Below are 18,201 nucleotides of genomic sequence, written 5' to 3' on the forward strand. Positions count from 1 at the left end.
TTAATCTAGTTTAGAGATATCTCCTGTTATTTAATTTGAGGCTGAAACTAAATTGGCATTATTAATAGTTTTGCGATTAGAATTACTGTAGGACTATTTACAGGGATAGAGAAATGAAAATTGGTGTTATTGGCGCGGGTGCGGTTGGCGTAGGTATTTGTAATTACCTGTTAACGTTAGGCAGTGTCAGTGAACTGGTGTTATTGGACAAAAACCTCGATCGTGCTGAAGGCGAAGTGTTCGATTTTCGTCATACGGCAGCACTGACATTCTCCAAAAATACGCATATTGTGCCAACGGATGATTATCTTACTTTGATTAGTGCGGATGTTGTCGTGATAACGGCTGGTGCGCAGATCAAACAAGGCCAGACTCGCATTGATCTTGCTGAAATTAACAGCAAAATAGGTGTTGAAATAGCGAAGGAAGTAGAGCGAGTTGCACCAAAAGCAACATTGATCGTAGTTTCCAATCCGTGCGATATCGTCGCGCATTTCATTGCGAAAAATACCGGCTTTCCTCGTGAGAAAGTGATCAGTAGTGGTTGTGTGATTGATACAGCACGTTTGATGAGTATTGTTGCCAATCGAGTTAACCTCGACCCGAAAAATGTGTTTGGCTATGTGCTAGGAGAGCATGGAAGCAACTGTTTTACGCCAAAAAGCCTTATCTCAATCGCGGGTCAACCTGCTGATTATTATTGTGATACTCACCATATGGAACGTATTTGTGCAGATGAGCTTTTGGAGTCAGTCAAACAAGCGGGCTATGAAATCTTTAAACGTAAGCAAAATACCACTCACGGTATCGCTGCGAGTGTATTTCGCATCATTCAAGCGATCATGATTGATGAGCGTTCTGTTCTGCCGGTTGCCACACTTCTTAATGGTCAATACGGTATTCATGATGTAGTTTTGAGTCTACCGACCGTTGTGGGTAGGAATGGTGCCGAGTCGATTTTAAATCATCCGTTTACCGAAGAAGAAACCCGTGCATTGCTCGAGATAGCGAAGAATGTGACTAATGTGGTTGCTGAGGTCGCACAGAAAACCCAGCTTCAAGCCTAACTTGGTTGCCGACACTAGGAAGTGTCGGCATTTGTTATTGTGCCTGAAATGGAAAGATGAGTTTGCTGCTATCGAATCCTGCTTGTTCGGCGATTCTAAGGTATTTATTCAGTTTATAATCAGGTAATTGGGGAGAACGAGAGAGAATCCAGAAATAGTCTCGACTGTAACCGCTAACAAGCGCGGTTGAATAATCACTCTCTAAATAGAACACGACATAGCTGCTGTAAAATGGGCCAAAAAAGGACACTTTTAAATGGCCGACGTCTGAATCATTCACAAATTTCGCTTTGCCAATGGCTTCACTCCACTGTTGTTCTTCTTGATCCCAGCCGCGATTAATCACGTTTATGCTACCGTCTTCGTTAAACGAATACTGTGCTGACACATTAGATAAACCGCGTTCGAAACTGTGGTCTAATCGGGCGACTTCATACCAAGTCCCTAAATATAACTGAGAATCAAAGCTGTCCACTGCTTGTAAGCCCTTGGGTATTGATGTACAAGCTGTGAGGGCAAATAGTGCAAACAATAAAAAGTATCTTTTCATATTAATCAAAAGCTTATCGTAGGTTGTCTAAGTTTAGCTGCTAAAGAGAGAGATGAGAAGTAAAGTTGAACTTTGTGGTAATCTCTTTACTATGTGACTAATCCAAATTATGGCTGTTTGCCCAATCCGTTAAAGATATTTCATGAGCATCACAAGACCAGTTTTAATCATTTCTACGCTATTTGCCTCCGTTAGTTCAGCGGCTTCTGATATTGATCAAGCATTAACTATTCAAGACAAATCTTTGAGTGCGTCAGCAAAGAGTCAAAAACGCATTGATAGTAGTGATGAACGTATTCAGCGGTTAAAGGCTGAGGTTGAACAGTTGGAAGCAGAGGTCGACAATTTATCTGTTTATCAAAAACACCTTACTCACTTATTAGAAAGCCAGCAGCAAGAACAAGAGAGTCTCGATTCGCAACTTAATCAAATACAAGTGACACGACAGGGTTTAGTCCCTTTGATGTATCACATGTTAGATGGACTAAAACGCCTCGCAGATACCACTGTTCCGGTTAAAAAAACGCAAAGAAATGAACGGATTACTCGCCTTGAAAAGCTGATGACTCGCTCTGATGTGAGTGATGCGGAGAAGTACCGTCTCATCTTAGATGCTTATCAAGCTGAAATTGAATACGGCAACAAGTTAGGGGTGTACTCCGAGCGTATAACAATAAATAGTGAACTACGAGAAGTGGAGATATTGCATCTCGGTAGATTGAGCCTGATCGCTCGCAGTTTGAACGGTGAAAGATACTGGCAATGGGATTCAATAACCCAGCAATGGCAAACGGGTGAAACTGGTATAAAAGATGAATTGGAAAAGGCGTATCAAATTGCTCATCAAAGACTTGCACCGGACTTTATTACCTTGCCTGTTCAACGTATTGATGAGGAGGTAACACAATGATTAATCGCCTCCTATTAAGCTTATTCTTGTGTTCAATTACGTTTCCAACTATTGCGGAACAAGCGTTGGTGGCGCAAGTTAAGCAGCAAACTACTGAGCAAGCTCTACATGACAAAGCGAGAGAAGCGAAGTTTGAGCAGCTGGAAAAAACATTGCTTGAACGTAAAAACGCCTTGTTAGTGCAAAAAAAGCAGCTCGATGAGCAGAACCAGTTATTGAGCCAGACGTTTACTAGCAACGAAAAGCAGCTAGCGGATTTAGAACAAAAACTGCGTTTGGAGATGGGCAGCTTAGGTGAAGTATTCGGTGTTGCTCGCCAAAATGCCAAGCTGGTAAATACTGAACTTAATCAAGCCGTGAATAGCGTTGGTAATCAGGCAAGTTTAGACACGGTATCGTCATTTTTAGATGAAGGCGCTTTGCCAACAATCCATCAACTTGTTCAGTTATGGCGAGTTATGGAGAAGCAAGTCTATGACAGCGAAATAAGCAAGATGGTGCTTGTTGACTATGTTAGTGCTGATGGAAAAGTTGAATCTCAAAAGGTGCTTAAGCTAGGTGCTTTTGCATTGGTAGGTGAGCAGGGTTATCTACATTGGGATGGCAAGCAAGCTCAGGATTATATTAATCAGCCCAAACATGTGCCGAAGTTAAGTGACCTTAATAGCGAGCAGCAAGGCGATCATTCATTAGTTTTGATTGATCCAACGCGAGGACAAGTTTTACAGCAATACGCTTATCAGCCTACTTTGATGGATAGAATTGAAGCAGGTGGTGTTGTTGGCGGTGTGATCATCACTTTGATGGTGGTTGGATTAGGGATTGCGGCCGTGCGTGGTGTGATTATTTTCAATATCCGCCGAAAAGTGGCCAAGCAATTAAGCCTAATTGAACCACAGCTTAATAACCCGTTAGGGCGAGTTATCGCGGTTTATGATGAACAAAAACCAAGAAGCTTAGAAGCACTTGAATTACGACTACTGGAAGTCATTTTAGATGAGCAAGCCAAGCTTGAAAAAGGCTTGTCTATGTTAAAGCTTTTAGCTGCGCTTGCCCCAATGCTTGGTCTACTCGGTACGGTAACAGGGATGATTGAAACGTTCCAAGTCATCACGTTATTTGGCGCTGGCGATGCAAAAGTTATGGCTGGTGGAATCTCGATGGCACTGGTGACGACGGTCATGGGACTTATTGCTGCTATGCCATTATTATTGGCTCACAATGTACTCTCTACCCAAGCTGAAAATTTGCGAAATATACTCGAAAAGCAAGGTGTTGCTCTAGTCGCACAACAAGCAGAGCAAGGTCAAACAAAACCGGTGGTTGCTTAATTATGTTGGACTCGATGAATGCTTTCATTGATAGCTTGTTTCGTGGTGATTCAGCGATGAGTTCTTTACAGGGATTTATGTTGCAAGGTGGCCCTGTACTGTGGTGCTTATTGGCTGTTGTGGCACTGTTTTGGTTATTTGTGATAGAGCGCTGGCTGTTTTTGTTTGTTTCATATCCTAAGTTGCGCACTGGATGGTTGAACGCTTGGAATGAGCGGCACGAGCATATCTCTTGGTATGCACATGCCATCCGAGAAGGGTGGCTATCTGAAGCGAGAATATCGCTTTTTCATAACTTAAATATTATCAAGGTGTTGGTTTCTCTTTGTCCAATGCTCGGGTTATTGGGTACGGTAACGGGAATGATCTCAGTTTTCGATGCGATGTCGTATCAAGGAAACGATGATGTTGAACTAATGGCTTCAGGAATCGCGTTAGCCACACTTCCGACCATGGCAGGTATGGTGGCTGCACTTGTCGGTATTTTTGTTCATGCTCGATTAGTCAAAGCATGTCAGCTAAGAAGTTTCAACTTAGAACGGTCATTGAGGAGTGAAGCATGAGACTTGGCAAACGCTCTTATAAGCAAGAAGAGGCGCAAGTTGATTTGACGCCGATGCTAGATATTGTTTTTATCATGTTGATTTTCTTTATCGTCACAAGCTCATTTGTTAAAGAGTCAGGAATTGATGTTGAACGCCCAAAAGCGAGCAATATCATGGCTCAGAAAGAGGCTGGTATCTTTGTTGCGATTACTTCAAGCAATGATATCTACATTGATAAACAGATGGTTGACGAAGCACGAGTTCAAGCTCGGCTGGAATCCTTGTTGAATGAGAGCCCTAGCCGAAGTTTAGTGATTCAGGCGGATGAGCGCGCGTTTAATGGTGTGGTTGTCAAAGTTATGGATGCAGCCAAAAGTGCAGGTGTAGAACACATTGCTTTAGCTGCGGAGAGCCCTTAATGCTGCGGTTGCTAGTCGCTTTACCACTATCTGCATTTTTGTCTGCTGCTCTGTTTATGTTAATGGCTTGGTTAGTTCGGGCGCCCGATATAAATTCCATTGATCATCAAAATCTACAAGCGGTAGATTTTATTGTTTCAGAGCAGGAACAAACAGCATCGAGGCGTATTAGGAGTGTGCCGGAGCCACCACAGCACGAGCAGGCACCTTCTATCGAGCCATTAAATATTACGCCGCGTTCTACCGACCAGTCACTTTCATCAATTCCAATTCAGCCATTAGGCGAACTCGCGGGCGTTGCCGTGGATATTGGGGGAGTGGATGTTGCTGTCGCGACTCTTGCGCCTGTCAAAATGAGCCATCAAGCGATGCCACTTTATCGTGTTGAGCCACGCTATCCTGCAAAAGCGCGTCAGCGCCGAGCTGAAGGCCATGTCGTGATTCGTTTTGATATTGACGAGAATGGTGTGCCAATAGGGCTAAAAATCATTGAAGCACAACCGAAGAGACTATTTGATCGCGAAGCACTTGTTGCTCTTAAGCAGTGGCGATATCAACCGAAGTTAGTCAACGGCAACGCCACGCGACAAATTGGCCAAACCGTGAAACTAGAGTTCAGGTATCCTAAATGATGAAATCATGGTTGAGTATTGTGCTGTTAGTTTCTGTCCATGCTTCAGCGACGGAATTGTCCCGTTTTTCTGCTCAGAAACTGCAACAAGCTGAGAAGTTTCAAGCGAATCAAGAGTGGCAGAAAGCGATTGAACTGCTTGCTCCAATTGAGTCAAATCGTCAATATGACCTAGCGGTTATGAAGCGAGCCTTAGGGGTTTATTATTGGCAAAATGGTCAAGTCGATTTGGCTATCGATAGCTTAGATGATTCGCTTAGTGTGGAGCAACTTGATAAGAAAGCTCAGCAAGAGACTCGCAGAATGTTGGCTGACCTCTATTTCAACCAGCAGCATTATTCCCTGGCTCTAAATCATTACTATGTTTTGGTTAAAGAGGTTTCTGTTGGAAAAGAAAATTCTGATCTTTGGCTTGTCATCGCGAAGGCCCATTACCAGTTGCAAGAATGGCAAAAAACATTGCAATCGATAAATAAGGTCATTGCATCGCAGTCGAAGATCGAAGTTGAGCCGTTAACGATTCAACTTGCTGCTCGACTTCAATTGAAGCAGTGGCATGCTTCAGAAAAAAGCTTGAAACAGTTGTTAGCACTCCAGCCGGAGAACGAGCAGTGGTGGAGTCAGTTAGTGAGCGTGCAGCTTAGAAATAACGATCCTGCTTCTGCTTTAACAACATTGGCTGTCGCGAAGCACAATATTGTACTTTCAGAGCAAGAAAATCGCTTACTGATTCAGCTATTGGCAAAACAAGGAATGCCGGAGCAAGCGGCTCGCCAATTGACTCAAGTGACCATTAAAGGCGATAAGCTTAATCAACATATTGAACTGGCGAGATTGTGGCAGCAAGCGAAGGAGTGGGATAGGGCGATTGAATCTTGGTATTCAGCTGCTCAAATAGATCCTATTTATTACATGGAGCAAGCACAGCTATTGATGCATAAAAACGAGTATCATTTGGCACTGGAGGCATTGAATAAATACCCTAAGCATAGCGCTCAGCTGCTACTCCTGCGTGCTCAAGTAAAGTATAAGCTTGGTCAAATAGAAGGAGCGTTGATTGATGTGGAGGAAGCGCAGAAAGTCGAGCCAACACAAAGTGGTGAAAGTTGGCTGAACTACTTAAAAGAGAAAGTTCATACCAGTAGATTGAGTGATATACGTTAAGTCATCAGGCACAAAAAAAGGGAAGTTAATCTTCCCTTTTTGCGTTTTTATGCACTCTATTTTTGCTCTAGACAGGCAAATTCTGCTCGCCAAACTAGAGAGTGCGCAGATTCCATGTTAGCCAGCAGCTCTTTGCCAGAAAGCTGTGGAAATGCGTGCATTACCTTAGCATCTTCGACACTGTTTGTTTTTGCGTAAGCCCTAACATGTGTGAAGGTTCCTGACAGATTACGAGACAGCATAGTTCGTGAGAGGCAAATGCCAAAAATATCCCTTTTCATTTTTTTCCCTCTAAAAACAACACGGTTCTTATCGTTTTTTTATCAACCGTGATACCAAGACGTTGAGCACCACTCGGGCGCTTAATAATTATACAAGATGATTGCGTAGTTAGCGTAAAAATTAACCAGTATTTTATATGATCTAAATCAATTATCTTTTGCATTTCTTAATCGTGCTCTAGTAAGCCATAACGGTGATTTAGTCTCATGGAGAAAAGATAGTTACGGCTGATTATATACTTACAACATTCACACTTCAGGTCTAAGGGTCTCGTTGAAGCACATCAAGAGTGTTAGCCTATGCGGGATACAAGGAGAAAGTATGAAATGGAGTACTATCAGCTTTCGAAAGCGAATGCTGATTATCATGACTTTATCCGGGCTGATAGAGCTATTGCTACTTGTCGCCGCCGGGTTTATTTACATCAAACACGCTCAAGAAGAAGAGATGGGTCTCAAAGCTCTTGGCGTGGCCTCGTTTTTGGCCAAATCCCCGTATGTGATCGAAATGATTGAAACCGGAGTGACGCCAGAACTGCAAACCCGATACAGAAGCCTCACTGAACTGATTGGCGCCGCGTTTATTGTTATTGGCGATAAAGAAGGTGTGCGATTGGTGCACCCTGTTGATGAACGTATAGGTTTGCCAATGAAAGGGGGAGATAATAAACGCGCCTTGGTGGATGGTGAAGCTTATATCTCAGTGGCAAAAGGTTCACTAGGCTACTCCGTTCGAGGGAAAACAGCCGTATTCAATCAGCAGGGCCAAATTATTGGTGTAGTGTCGGTGGGTTATCTCATCGACAGGCTGCAAGATAAAATAGAACCTTTCCTTATTTATTTAATCATGATGGCATTTATTGTGGTTGCAGCAAATGTTCTGGTATCGAGTTATGCTTCGCGTAAGTTTCAACGAGCGATTTTAGGGTTCGAACCGGAAGAGATTGGCCGCTTATACGTTGAACTGGATGTCACTTTGGAAACGCTCAAAGAAGGTATTTTGAGTATTGATGGCGAAGGGCGGCTACGCTCAATTAATCGCAGTGCTTGCCAAATCCTCAATATCAACAAAGCGGATAGTATCAACCGCCCATTAAGTGAAGTGCTTCCAGATAGCGATTTGCAGTCAGTTTTACAAACAGCACGTACTGACAACGATATAAATCTCTACCTCAATCAACAGCGCCTCATAGCCAACCGTAGCCCCATTATCGTAGACGATAAAGTTGTCGGTGCGGTATCGAGTTTTAGACTGCGTGATGATCTGACAGAACTGACCGAACAATTAGCTAAAACCAAAGAGTATGCCGATTTGCTTCGCTCTCAGACCCATGAGCATCGAAATAAATTAAATACAATAAGTGGTATGGTTCAAATGGGAGAGTTAGAGGCCGTTCAGCACTTAATTGGTCAAGAAACCGCCCATTATCAAGCGCTTATAGAGTTTTTGAGAGAAACTGTTAAAGAGCCCTTGATCGCCGGGATGTTGCTCGGTAAAACGGAAAGGGCAAGAGAATTGGGATTGGAGCTTGTCGTTGAAGAGGGCTCGCGTTTAGAGCCTTTGCCAGACAGGATTAATGCAGAAGATGTCGTGACCATTGTTGGCAACTTAATCGACAACGCATTTGATGCAACAAGAGAGGCTATTGCGTCAGATGTTAACTTCGCTCATGAGCGTCGCAAAATAGAAGTTTCAGTCAGTGATTATGGCAATGAAGTAATTTTAGAAGTCTCGGATCACGGTTGCGGCTTACCTGATAACATTGCTGCGGAAGAATTGGTGATGCGAGGCGTATCGACGAAAGACAAGCAGACTCGAGGTGTAGGATTGCATCTTGTCAGCGAGCTTGCTCTGCGTTACCAAGGCGAATTGGAAATGGTAAACAATAAGGAGAGTGGGGCCAGAATGACGGTGTATCTACCTAAGGAAGATTTGGTATGACGACAAAAACCAAAGTGATGATCATTGAAGATGATATTGCTATTGCTCAGTTACATCAAAAATACCTAGAGCAAATCGGAAGCTATGAGGTTATTGGTATTGCAACGAGTAAAATGGAAGCCAGCATTCAGCTTGATATTTTAAAGCCTGAATTACTTTTGTTGGATGTGCATCTTCCTGATGGTTCTGGCTTGGAGATTCTAAATGAGCTTCGTAGTAAAAATTTAGGGTGCGATGTCATCCTAATTACCGCTGCGAGAGATGTGGATACCCTACAGCAGGCGATGCGTGGTGGGGTAGTTGATTATTTGCTTAAGCCAGTTATGTTCCCAAGGTTAGAGGCTGCCTTAACAAAGTATGTGGGGCAGAAGCTTCAACTACATCACACTAATGACTTAGATCAGTCAATGGTGGATAAAATGCTTCAATCTACTAACACGCCGGACATTGCTTCTACTCGTTTACCAAAAGGAATCGATGGTGTGACGTTAGATAAAATCAAAGCGTTATTTCATCAGGCCGTAAACTTAACTGCTGATGAAGCTGGTGAAAAAATAGGGGCTAGTCGAACAACTGCGCGGCGTTATTTAGAATACCTAATTAGTACTGGTGAACTTGAAGCAGATCTCAATTACGGGTCAGTAGGTCGTCCTGAGCGAACTTACAAACGCTCAACCTAATTAACTAAATGAATCGGTCAATTCTAGACGTATCGTATTACTGCCTCTAAAGTATATAAGAGTCATTACCTTAGAGGTGTGTATGCAAGTCATAGCCATTCTTTTTCTTTTACTCTCGACCAGCGTTTACAGTAAAGAGACTATTTCACTTACGCTTGTATCGCAGATCGATGGTGGACACGCGTTTTACCATGAATTGCTGTATGAAGCTCTTACGGCTCAAGGCCATGATGTCGAAATCTCGATTTTAGATGAGCATACTCCGCAAAAGCGAGCCATAAAAATGGTCAGCTCTGGAGCACTCACGTTGACGTGGTTACTGCCAACTTCCGAGCGTGATGCTAAATTTGTTTCAGTTGGTGTTCCGATAACTAATGGCTTAATCGGCAAGCGTATCATGTTAATCCCACCAGAACTTCAAGCTAAGTTTTCAAAAATTAATAATATAGATGAATTGCGAGCATCGGGATTGATTGGCGGAATGGGTATCAATTGGTTCGATGTAGAGGTATGGGAGAGTAATGACCTTGCTGTCTATCGAGAAGATGGTGAATGGCGAACTCTATACCAGAAACTAACTGTAGATGGTGATGTTAACTATTTTCCTAGAGGTCTTAATGAAGTTATGAATGAGGCTAAACTGAATCCTCATCTGGCCATAGAAAACCATCTTTTACTGCAGTATGAAAGGGACTTTTATTTTTATATATCTCCTAAATATGCAGACCTGCAGCCCCTATTGTATGACGCACTGCTGAAAGCGCGTGAAAATGGAATGATAGAGAGGCTTGTTCAAAAGCATTGGGGAGATGCTCTACAAGAAGTCAATGAATCACAAAGAACGGTCATCGAACTCAGTTTGCCATCGCAGCCTTCGCAAAAACAGTAGCGTATTATTGATGTAAGCGATTAAAATCTAATAATAATGAACGTAGTTCTCTCAGGTTTAGTGAGTCGTCGATGGAAAGTGTTTTTATTGTTGTTGCCATCTTGGTGGTGTTCTTCTTTGTGGTCCAACAACGCTACCTTAAGCAAGATGAGTTAAAAGACAGCGCATATAAGAAAAAAGGGCCTTTGCTCAATATGCAAGAGTCAGCTTTTTACAATGCACTTGTTACCGCAGTTGGCCAGCATGGAATAGTGTTAGCTAAGGTGAATATGACTCACGTCGCAACACCACTCTCGACGAATAAAAAACAGTGGTTCATCGCAAACAATAGAATTGCTAAGAGTTACTTTGATTTTGTTGTATGTGATCCTCGAAGCTTACACCCTAGGGTCGTTATTGAACTGGATAATGGTAAAGAGCTTGATAAAGGTAAGATTGAGCGTCAAAAGCTTCTAATGCATGTATGTAAATCTGCTTCGATCCCTTTGATTGGTGCGAGTATTAAACACAGCTATCAAGTTGGGCGTTTACGCCGATTGCTAGCGGCTCATATTGACCTAATTGAGCCTGATAAGGAAGTTCGTTTCTGTAAGCGATGCGGGAGCCCAATGGTGATAAAAACGGCCAGTCAGGGTGAGCATAAGGGGCGTCGTTTCTTTACTTGTAGTCGTCAGCCACATTGTACTTATACCGAAAACTACAATGTTGTGTTTGAAGAAGATGCGTGATTGATGTGGCTTTGTACGATTCAATGCTGAGTTCGTACAAAGCTCACTTAGCTGGAAGATAATGCAGAGGCTTGCTCATTACATACCATAACTTGGTTTCGGCCATTCTTCTTTGCTTTATAAAGTTCTTTATCCGCTTCTTTTAGTACGGATTCTAAACTATCAAAATGGTGGCATTGGTATACACCGATACTGGCAGTGAGCTTAATCGCCACCTCCGCGCCGTTGAAGTCATAGCGTTCAATTGCGTGTCTAATTTGTTCTGCTTTGTAAGTGGCTTGAAGTAAATCTGAGTCGTGCAGTGCAATACAAAACTCCTCTCCTCCAATTCGATACACCAGATGCTCATCACTCAATGCGTCCAATAAAGCCGCGGTTTCCACTAAGACTTTATCTCCCACATCGTGACCATATTGGTCATTAACCTGCTTAAAAAAATCCAAATCTAGGATGAGGAGAGATACTGGAACTTTGATACTCTCGTTGTGGTAGCGATTGAAGTTATGCACCAGTGCATGTCGGTTATAAACATTGGTGAGCGAGTCGCGGGAGGCGAGTTGCCCTAAAGACGCCTCTGAAGTCTTTCTTTTGACTTCCAGTATGTGGGAAGTAAGCCAAATGCATAAAAAAGTGAGAGAGAAATTGATTGCAAGGTGAGCACTTTCAACGAAGCTGCATTCAATTACTTTGTAGGTAACCGTAATTAAAACAGTTAAAAAACCTGCTCCTGTTGCAAACATGCCTTTGCGTCTACCCAAAATAAGATAAAACAACACGGGAAACAGGCATGCCCATATGAATAGGCCATAGGATAGGGGATAAATAAAGTTGGCGTAGGTGACAAGCGTAATGAGTGCAAAAACGTAACTCACCGTCATTGTAGAGTTAATGGTTTGGCGATAGGTGTTATAGCAAACAAACAGTGATACGAGACAAAACGTGAGTGATATCCACGTCTGAGTGTATTCGGTGCCACTTAGCAGATTAACGGCGCTAAAAGTCGCTGACATACAAGCAAGCAACAGGCTTAACCAAAATAAAACTGCTCGACGAATATGTCGAGAAGGATTAAATATATCGAGTTCCATTTCCTTTGCCTGCATCAAGATGCTTACGTATAAATATCAGACAATAGTATTCCTTTCTTTTGCGGAATCAAGAAGATAAATGAATCAAGATCACAAAAAACACATTCATTAGCAACTAAACAGGAGGGGGTTTATAAGTTGGTGTTGACAACTTATTGATTTATAAAGTTTCGTGTATTTCCCCAATGAATTTGTGACGAAAATAAAGCTTAAGCCTTTAGTCGTAATTTGGTTCAAAAGATGTCTTCTTCGTGACTATTCATTCATACAAGATAGATTTTAATGACAAGATATAACAAAAGATTCGGCTCACTTCACGAAATGTGAGGCTTTTTGTTCTAAATTGTAACTAAATGACAATTTTGAAGTGGTTATATTTTGCTTCTACCCCTTTAGGGTAGTTTGATTCTGTAATTGATTTACATCATGTATTAATTTTCTTTCATAATTAACAATTAGCTCAGATAAAAAACCTAACCCTTAGGAAGTACTATGAGCAAGTTGAAGCTGGTTGTTATCGGTAACGGTATGGTAGGTCACCGTTACATTGAAGACCTAGTTGAGAAGACGGACGCTTCTCAATATGAGATCACTGTTTTCTGTGAAGAACCTCGTGTCGCTTATGACCGAGTCCACCTTTCGTCTTACTTTTCTCATCACACAGCTGATGAACTTTCTTTAGTCAAAGAAGGCTTCTACGAGAAACACGGCATCAACATGCTAATCGGTGAACGTGCCATTAACGTGAACCGTGATAAACACATCGTTTACTCAAGTTCTGGTCGCGAAATCAAATATGACAAATTGATCATGGCGACGGGTTCTTTCCCATTCGTTCCACCAATCAAAGGCCGCGAGAGCAAAGATTGTTTCGTCTACCGTACGATTGAAGATCTAAAAGCAATCGAAGCTTGTGCGAAAAAGAGCAAAGTAGGCGTGGTAATTGGTGGTGGTCTACTTGGTTTAGAAGCGGCTGGCGCACTGAAAGCTTTGGGTGTTGAAACGCACGTGATTGAGTTTGCACCAAAACTAATGGCTGAGCAGTTAGATCAGGCGGGTGGTAACCAGCTTCGCCAAAAAATCGAGAGCATGGGCGTAAAAGTTCACACTAGCAAAAACACGCTAGAAATCGCTCCTGAGGGTAAAGATGCACGTAACGTTATGCGTTTCGCTGATGGTACAGAGTTAGAAACGGACTTTATCGTCTTCTCTGCGGGTATTCGACCTCAAGACAAACTTGCTCGTGACATGAAGTTAGACGTAGCGCCACGTGGCGGTATCGCAATCAACGACTTCTGCCAGACTTCAGATGAAAACATCTACGCGATTGGCGAGTGTGCATCGTGGAATGAAACTTTCTACGGCCTAGTAGCACCGGGTTACAAAATGGCGACAGTGGCAGTTGACCACATCGTTGGTAACGACAGCAAGTTTGAAGGCGCTGACATGTCCGCAAAACTTAAACTTCTTGGCGTAAAAGTAGGTTCTATTGGTGATGCTAACGGTCGCACTCCGGGTTGTAAGAGCTACGTTTACCAAAACGAAGAGCAAGAAGTTTACAAACGCCTTATCGTTTCTGAAGACAACAAGAAGCTTCTTGGTGCGGTAATGGTGGGTGATACTTCTGATTACGGTGACCTTCTACAGCTTATGCTGAACGAAATTGACCTGCCAGAACATCCAGATGCACTTATTTTACCTGCGCACGCTGGTGGCGAAAAACCAACACTTGGCGCTGACTCGCTACCTGAGTCTGCGGTTATCTGTTCATGTTTTGATGTGACTAAAGGCAAAATTGCAGAAGCGGTTGCACAAGGTCATCACACGATTGGTGATATCAAAGCAGTGACAGGTGCGGGCACAGGTTGTGGTGGTTGTATCCCTCTTGTGACTTCTGTTCTTAACGCAGAGCTTGAAAAAGCAGGTGTTGAAGTGAAGAACGACGTATGTGAGCACTTTGCTTACTCTCGTCAAGAGCTATTCCACCTAGTACGTATCGGTGAAATCAAATCGTATGAAGAGCTACTAGAGAAACATGGCACGGGCTACGGCTGTGAAGTATGTAAGCCTCTAGCGGGTTCTATTCTTGCTTCATGCTGGGGTGACCACATCCTTAAACCGTCATTGGTTAAACTGCACGATACCAACGATAACTTCCTAGGTAACATGCAAAAAGATGGTACTTACTCAGTTATCCCTCGTATGGCGGGTGGTGAAGTAACGCCTCAGGCACTATCAGTTCTTGCTGAAGTTGCTGCTGAATACAACCTTTACACTAAGATCACTGGCGCACAGCGTATCGGCCTATTTGGTGCTCAAAAAGACGATCTTCCAGCAATTTGGAAGAAGCTTATTGCGGCAGGTTACGAAACTGGTCAAGCGTATGCGAAAGCGCTACGTATGGCTAAGACATGTGTAGGCTCGACTTGGTGTCGCTACGGGGTTCAAGACTCTGTTGGCCTAGGCGTCATGATCGAGAACCGCTACAAGGGTATTCGTACTCCTCATAAGATGAAGTTTGGTGTGTCTGGTTGTACTCGTGAATGTGCTGAAGCGCAGGGTAAAGATCTGGGTATTATCGCGACAGACGCAGGTTGGAACATGTACGTGTGTGGTAACGGCGGTATGAAGCCTCGTCACGCTGACCTACTTGCAGGTGACCTAGAGCAAGAGACACTACTGAAATATATCGACCGCTTCATGATGTTCTACATCCGTACAGCAGCACCACTACAACGTACTTCTGTATGGTTTGAGAACCTTGAAGGTGGCATCGACTACCTACGTGAAGTGATTATTGAAGACAAGCTTGGCATCAATGAGCAGTTAGAAGCAGACGTTGCGAAGCTAGTTGAAGAGTATCGTTGTGAATGGACTGACACTATCAACGACGAAACTCAGCTTAAGCGATTTGCGCACTTCGTGAATTCTGACGAGCGTGATGACAATGTCATGTTTGTGACTGATGGACGTGAGCAACACCGCCCAGCGACATTTACTGAAAAACATCCTGAAGCGAAAGGCGACATCCTTCACGTAGAAGTCGTGTAAGGGGAGAAGAGATTATGGCATTTACAAAAGTTTGTAACATTGAAGACATCATCCCAGGCACAGGTGTTGTGGCTTTGGTAGACGGTGAGCAAGTAGCAATTTTCCGCCCACGTGCGACAGAAGAAGTGTTTGCGATTAACAACATGGACCCATTCTTCCAATCTAACGTGCTATCTCGTGGCCTGATCGTAGAGCACGATGAGCAGCTTTGGGTTGCAAGCCCACTTAAGAAGCAACGCTTTAACCTCAAAACTGGGGCGTGCATGGAAAATGAGCAGTTCAACGTAAAAGCTTACAAAGCGCGAGTGACCAAAGGCTCGGTGGAAATCGCGGCTTAATAATCCGTTAGGTGAGATTTAATAGCTTAAAGGCTCGTCATTTCTTGACGAAAAACAGAGAAATTCGCGAGCCTTTCACTATTCAATTTTAACTTTTTAACCTTCAAATTTTTGAATAAGGACACATTCATGTCTACAGACTTTAAACCCGCTGAATTCGTACAAACAATGATTAACGTTGGCGAAGCTAAAACAAAGACAAGTTCTCGTGATTTGCTTTTGCGCGGCACCATGGCAGGTATCATCTTATCTCTAGCGGTAGTAGTAGCGATTACGACAATCGTTCAGACAGGCATGGGCATTGTGGGTGCACTTGTCTTCCCAGTCGGTTTCGTGATTCTAAGTGTTATGGGTTATGACCTAGTAACAGGTGTATTTGGTCTGGCTCCACTAGCAAAATTTGAAGGTCGTCCTGGAATTACTTGGAACCGTATCTTCCGTTGTTGGGGTCTTGTAGGCCTTGGTAACCTTATCGGTTCTTTGATTGTTGCTTACCTAGTAGCAGTGTCGCTAACGGGTAACTTCTCTCTAGAGCTAAACGCGGTTGCTAAGAAGTTCATCGCTGTTTCTACTGCACGTAGCTTAGGCTTTGAAAACATGGGCATGGACGGATGGATTACGTGTTTCGTGCGCGGCATCTTCTGTAATTTAATGGTTTGTCTTGGCGTTATTGGTAACATGACAGCGCGCACTGTAGCTGGCCGTGTAGCGATGATGTGGTTCCCAATCTTTATCTTCTTCGCACTAGTATTTGAGCACACAGTGGTAAACATGTTCCTATTCCCATTAGGCATGATCTTAGGTGCTGACTTTGGTATCGCGACTTGGTTGAACTTCAACCTAATCCCAACAATCCTAGGTAACATTGTTGGTGGTCTAATCATGACTTGTATCCCGCTATACCTAACTCACGCTAAAACAGCGCCTTCTCTATCTGATGAAGATGCAGTAGAAGCAAAACCTGCTTTAGCTAAGTAAGTTAAACTTTACTATCAGAATCTGATAGTGAATAAGTCGGGACTCTCTAATATATTTAGCGAAGAGACTCCCGACTATATTTGTTTTCATCTATGCAATAGTCAATTGGCTATAAAAAGAGTTTCTTAACAAAGAGTCTCTTTTTATACCTAAATTTACTCGAAAGGCGTAGTTATGACTGCTTCTCATCTCTCTTCATTAAATAGCGGCTTTGTTTCTCTTGTCGGGGCAGGGCCGGGTGACCCCGATTTACTGACCGTTAAAGGTTATCGCGTAATCCAGCAGGCTGAAGTAGTCGTTTATGACCGATTGGTATCACCAGAAATTCTTGCTTTAGCAGGTAGTGATGCAGAGATGATTTATGTTGGTAAAAGACTGGATTACCACTGTGTGCCGCAAGACCAGATTAATCAGTTATTGGTCGACAAAGCGAAAGAAGGCAAACGTGTTGTGCGTCTTAAAGGAGGCGATTCATTCATCTTTGGTCGTGGTGGAGAAGAGATAGAAGAGTTAGCTGAGCATGGCGTTAGATTTGAAGTCATACCGGGGATTACAGCGGCTACGGGTGCTACTGCCTATGCAGGGATTCCATTGACCCATCGTGACCATGCGCAAAGCGTTCAGTTCATTACAGGACATGTACAAAAGGATGGCCGAGAGATTGAATGGCAGTCATTGGCTCAATCAAACAATACGCTGGTGTTTTATATGGGTCTTAAGCAGTGTGAGTACATTGCGGCGAAGCTACTCGAAAATGGGATTGATGCAGACATGTCATGTGCCATTATCGAAAACGGCACACGCCGAGAGCAACGCGTATTCACGGGTAGCTTAAGTGATTTGGCGAGTATGGCGAAAGAGGCGGTCAGCCCAGCTCTGATTGTCGTTGGCAGCGTAACGTCTTTGCATGACAAGCTAAAATGGTTTAACTAAACCTTACGAGAATTGCAGCGAGCGCTTTGGTTGTGACAGTGTCACTTTCTGTGGCGCTCCTTATTCAAAATAGAAGTGTACTCATGGCTTGGTTTTGATAGAGTCATGCCTCTAACAGAAGAGGTGAGCCACAAATGGAAAAAGTCGCAATATTTGTCGATGTACAAAATATCTATTACACAACACGTGACAAATATAGAGCCCATTTTGATTACAACCAGTTTTGGTATGTAGCGACAGAAGGGAGTGAGGTGGTTGAAGCCAACGCTTATGCGATAGCCTCTCAAGATCCAAAGCAGCGACAGTTTCATCATATTTTGCGTGGTATCGGTTTTAATGTAAAACTCAAACCTTTTATCCAACGCAATGATGGGAGCGCAAAAGGGGATTGGGATGTTGGGATTGCTCTTGATGTCTACGAAGCAGCAGCTAATGTGGATAAGATCATTTTGTTATCAGGGGATGGTGACTTTGATATTTTAGTTCAGCGCGTCCAAGAGAAGTTTAATGTCAAGGTGGATGTTTATGGTGTCCCAGGCCTTACGGCTCAATCTCTGATAGATGCAAGTGACCGATTTATCGAGATTGACGACAATCTTCTGCTAAGACGAGATTAAAGCCGTTACCTACATAAAAGCCAGCGCTATTAGACGCTGGCTTTGTTGTTTTTGGGCGA

Annotated in this window: 19 protein-coding genes; 16 read left to right on the forward strand and 3 right to left on the reverse strand. The window is 43.2% G+C overall.

Features of this window, described 5'->3' with window-relative positions; genetic code table 11:
- The first annotated feature begins 113 nt into the window (after window positions 1–113).
- Window positions 114–1,067, forward strand: coding sequence for a lactate/malate family dehydrogenase (locus GVO60_RS17560; RefSeq protein ID WP_159656368.1), 954 nt, complete (start codon window positions 114–116; stop codon window positions 1,065–1,067).
- A 34-nt stretch (window positions 1,068–1,101) separates the two neighbouring features.
- Here the strand turns inward: GVO60_RS17560 and GVO60_RS17565 are convergent, their stop codons facing one another.
- A complete protein-coding gene (locus GVO60_RS17565; RefSeq protein ID WP_159656370.1) occupies window positions 1,102–1,617 on the reverse strand; it encodes a lipocalin family protein in 516 nt (171 codons plus the stop codon).
- Window positions 1,618–1,759: 142 nt separating this feature from the next.
- Here GVO60_RS17565 and GVO60_RS17570 point away from each other — a divergent pair, with 142 nt between their 5' ends.
- The 6 genes from GVO60_RS17570 to GVO60_RS17595 are packed head-to-tail and all read left to right on the forward strand — an operon-like array spanning window position 1,760 to window position 6,617.
- Entirely contained in the window at window positions 1,760–2,527 is a 768-nt protein-coding gene (locus GVO60_RS17570; RefSeq protein ID WP_159656372.1) for a DUF3450 domain-containing protein, read from the forward strand.
- Window positions 2,524–3,858 (forward strand): MotA/TolQ/ExbB proton channel family protein, encoded by a 1,335-nt coding sequence (locus tag GVO60_RS17575; RefSeq protein ID WP_159656374.1) that lies wholly within the window; start codon window positions 2,524–2,526, stop codon window positions 3,856–3,858. Before GVO60_RS17570 ends, GVO60_RS17575 begins: the two co-directional genes overlap by 4 nt.
- A gap of 14 nt (window positions 3,859–3,872) precedes the next feature.
- A complete protein-coding gene (locus GVO60_RS17580) occupies window positions 3,873–4,421 on the forward strand; it encodes a MotA/TolQ/ExbB proton channel family protein (RefSeq protein WP_159656714.1) in 549 nt (182 codons plus the stop codon).
- Window positions 4,418–4,822 carry an ExbD/TolR family protein gene (locus tag GVO60_RS17585; RefSeq protein ID WP_159656376.1) on the forward strand — a complete coding sequence of 135 codons (405 nt, stop codon included), beginning with the start codon at window positions 4,418–4,420 and terminating at the stop codon, window positions 4,820–4,822. Before GVO60_RS17580 ends, GVO60_RS17585 begins: the two co-directional genes overlap by 4 nt.
- Complete coding sequence (locus GVO60_RS17590) at window positions 4,822–5,454, forward strand: energy transducer TonB (protein WP_159656378.1); 633 nt, start codon at window positions 4,822–4,824, stop codon at window positions 5,452–5,454. The genes GVO60_RS17585 and GVO60_RS17590 overlap by 1 nt, the downstream gene beginning before the upstream one ends.
- Window positions 5,451–6,617 carry a tetratricopeptide repeat protein gene (locus GVO60_RS17595; RefSeq protein WP_159656380.1) on the forward strand — a complete coding sequence of 389 codons (1,167 nt, stop codon included), beginning with the start codon at window positions 5,451–5,453 and terminating at the stop codon, window positions 6,615–6,617. Before GVO60_RS17590 ends, GVO60_RS17595 begins: the two co-directional genes overlap by 4 nt.
- Window positions 6,618–6,673: 56 nt before the next feature.
- On the opposite strand, the gene GVO60_RS17600 is transcribed toward GVO60_RS17595, so the two are convergent.
- Window positions 6,674–6,898, reverse strand: a complete 225-nt coding sequence (locus GVO60_RS17600; RefSeq protein WP_159656382.1) for a hypothetical protein — start codon at window positions 6,896–6,898, stop codon at window positions 6,674–6,676.
- A 322-nt stretch (window positions 6,899–7,220) separates the two neighbouring features.
- Here GVO60_RS17600 and GVO60_RS17605 point away from each other — a divergent pair, with 322 nt between their 5' ends.
- From GVO60_RS17605 to GVO60_RS17620, 4 genes are all read left to right on the forward strand, one after another.
- Window positions 7,221–8,840 carry an ATP-binding protein gene (locus GVO60_RS17605; RefSeq protein ID WP_159656384.1) on the forward strand — a complete coding sequence of 540 codons (1,620 nt, stop codon included), beginning with the start codon at window positions 7,221–7,223 and terminating at the stop codon, window positions 8,838–8,840.
- A complete protein-coding gene (locus GVO60_RS17610; protein WP_159656386.1) occupies window positions 8,837–9,520 on the forward strand; it encodes a response regulator in 684 nt (227 codons plus the stop codon). The genes GVO60_RS17605 and GVO60_RS17610 overlap by 4 nt, the downstream gene beginning before the upstream one ends.
- An 82-nt stretch (window positions 9,521–9,602) precedes the next feature.
- A complete protein-coding gene (locus GVO60_RS17615; protein WP_159656388.1) occupies window positions 9,603–10,409 on the forward strand; it encodes a hypothetical protein in 807 nt (268 codons plus the stop codon).
- A 71-nt stretch (window positions 10,410–10,480) separates the two neighbouring features.
- Entirely contained in the window at window positions 10,481–11,137 is a 657-nt protein-coding gene (locus tag GVO60_RS17620; protein ID WP_159656390.1) for a DUF2726 domain-containing protein, read from the forward strand.
- Between the two features lie 47 nt (window positions 11,138–11,184).
- Here the strand turns inward: GVO60_RS17620 and GVO60_RS17625 are convergent, their stop codons facing one another.
- A complete protein-coding gene (locus GVO60_RS17625) occupies window positions 11,185–12,225 on the reverse strand; it encodes a GGDEF domain-containing protein (RefSeq protein ID WP_159656392.1) in 1,041 nt (346 codons plus the stop codon).
- A gap of 492 nt (window positions 12,226–12,717) precedes the next feature.
- Between GVO60_RS17625 and nirB the strand changes: the two genes are divergently transcribed.
- From nirB to GVO60_RS17650, 5 genes are all read left to right on the forward strand, one after another.
- Window positions 12,718–15,276 carry a nitrite reductase large subunit NirB gene (gene nirB / locus GVO60_RS17630; protein WP_159656394.1) on the forward strand — a complete coding sequence of 853 codons (2,559 nt, stop codon included), beginning with the start codon at window positions 12,718–12,720 and terminating at the stop codon, window positions 15,274–15,276.
- 14 nt (window positions 15,277–15,290) lie between these two features.
- The gene (gene nirD / locus GVO60_RS17635) at window positions 15,291–15,614 is read left to right on the forward strand and encodes a nitrite reductase small subunit NirD (protein ID WP_004414174.1); all 324 of its coding nucleotides are present in this window, start codon (window positions 15,291–15,293) and stop codon (window positions 15,612–15,614) included.
- A 129-nt stretch (window positions 15,615–15,743) separates the two neighbouring features.
- Window positions 15,744–16,592: a formate/nitrite transporter family protein gene (locus GVO60_RS17640; RefSeq protein WP_159656396.1), complete on the forward strand. Its 849-nt coding sequence runs from the start codon at window positions 15,744–15,746 to the stop codon at window positions 16,590–16,592.
- A gap of 174 nt (window positions 16,593–16,766) precedes the next feature.
- Window positions 16,767–17,525: a uroporphyrinogen-III C-methyltransferase gene (cobA, locus tag GVO60_RS17645; protein ID WP_159656398.1), complete on the forward strand. Its 759-nt coding sequence runs from the start codon at window positions 16,767–16,769 to the stop codon at window positions 17,523–17,525.
- A gap of 134 nt (window positions 17,526–17,659) precedes the next feature.
- On the forward strand, window positions 17,660–18,142 hold the full coding sequence (locus tag GVO60_RS17650) for a LabA-like NYN domain-containing protein (protein ID WP_159656400.1): 483 nt from the start codon (window positions 17,660–17,662) through the stop codon (window positions 18,140–18,142).
- Window positions 18,143–18,201 lie beyond the last annotated feature (59 nt).

Origin of the sequence: Vibrio atypicus (genome assembly GCF_009811315.1) — a bacterium.
Lineage (GTDB): Bacteria > Pseudomonadota > Gammaproteobacteria > Enterobacterales > Vibrionaceae > Vibrio > Vibrio atypicus.